General features: G+C 26.1%; 1 protein-coding gene. It reads left to right on the forward strand.

All coding sequences use genetic code 11. From position 1 onward, the window contains the following. Nucleotides 1-291: 291 nt before the first annotated feature. Nucleotides 292-1,497: cache domain-containing protein (locus CAMP5082_RS08155; RefSeq protein ID WP_337206423.1), on the forward strand; the 1,206-nt coding region annotated here is incomplete at its 3' end.

Raw genomic sequence — 1,497 nt, forward strand, 5'->3', positions numbered from 1 at the left:
TGGTTGGAAGATCTGCACTTTATTTAGTCTAATTTTTATCCATAACAATTTATGTTTACTTTAATAAAAATATTTTCACAATAGCTGCAATTTTTAATCATACATTTATAAAAAATATTTTTATTATTTTATTATACAAAGTATGTATTTTTCATTGTTATATCATTTTTTTATTTATTTTTTTGTGTGTGTATTTGAACCAATTTTAAAAAAATTAAATCTTTTAAAATAGTTTAAAAATAGTTTTATATAAAAAAATAGAATTAATGCTAATCAAAAAAGGAGTTATTGATGTTTAAATCTTTAAATATAGGGTTAAAACTAGTATTATCAGTTGCTATTAGTATAATTACTGGAATAGCCATTTTAGTGACTATTTTTTCCATTCAAGTTGCTTCTAATATGGAAAATGAAGCCAAAAATTCAATTTCTTTGTCATCAAAAAATTATAGTAGTCTTATGCAAGGCATTCTTAATGAAGAAGTTGTTCTTACAAAAGGAATGGCTACAGCACTTAATGAAATGTTTTCAAAAAATGACCAAGTAGATGCTACATTAATAGAAAGCTTATTAAAAAACACCTTTGATAGTAGTGGTTATGCAGCTTATGCATTTCTTTATCTAAAAGATCCTTCTGTTTTATCTGACACTCAAGCATTAGATTCAAATTTTAAAAGCTCTAATGGTAAAACTTTTGCTATGATTTTTTTCGATGAAACTACAGGAAAAGCAGGTGGTATAAGATCTATAAAAGTTTCTAATAATTTTTCTCAACTAAATATTTTTCAAAAAATTGAGCAAAATGCAAAATATGGTGATTTAGATACTTTATTTGTTGGCGCTCCGTCAAAATTAAATTATGATGGACATGATTTTTTAGGTATCAATTTAGGAATGCCTATCTTTAATAATAAAGGCAAATTTGTAGGTGTTGTTGGATATACTTTTGATTTCTTAGAAATATCACAAGAAATTCTAGATCCAAAACTAGATACTTATGAAGGTGGATTAAGATTTCTAGTAACAGACCAAGGAGTTATTACTATTCACAAAAACAACGATGCCATATTAAAAACCATATCAGAAGTCAATAAAGATCCATCAGCAAAACTACTTACCGAGACAATTAAAAAACATGAGGACATAATAATTAATAATTATATCGACTCTAATGGGATTCCTAGTTTTGCAAGCATTGAATCTTTTAGCACATTGGGAGATTCTAGCCATTGGAGTATAGTAGTTACCGCACCAAAAAAATCTGTTTTACAACCTTTATACAAGTTACAATTTATTTTAATTATTATAGCGCTAGTTATAGTTGTTATAATCTTAGCTATTGTTTATTTTTGTGTAAATAAAATAGTAGGTGCTAGAATTCCTATTATACTTCATTCTTTACAAAATTTCTTCAAATTTTTAAATCACGAAACCAAAGAAGTGCAGACAATAAAAATTAAAGCCGACGATGAATTAGGAAGAATGGGCAAAATAATC

The sequence above is a fragment of the Campylobacter sp. LMG 17559 genome, from assembly GCF_024723605.1.
Lineage (GTDB): Bacteria > Campylobacterota > Campylobacteria > Campylobacterales > Campylobacteraceae > Campylobacter_D.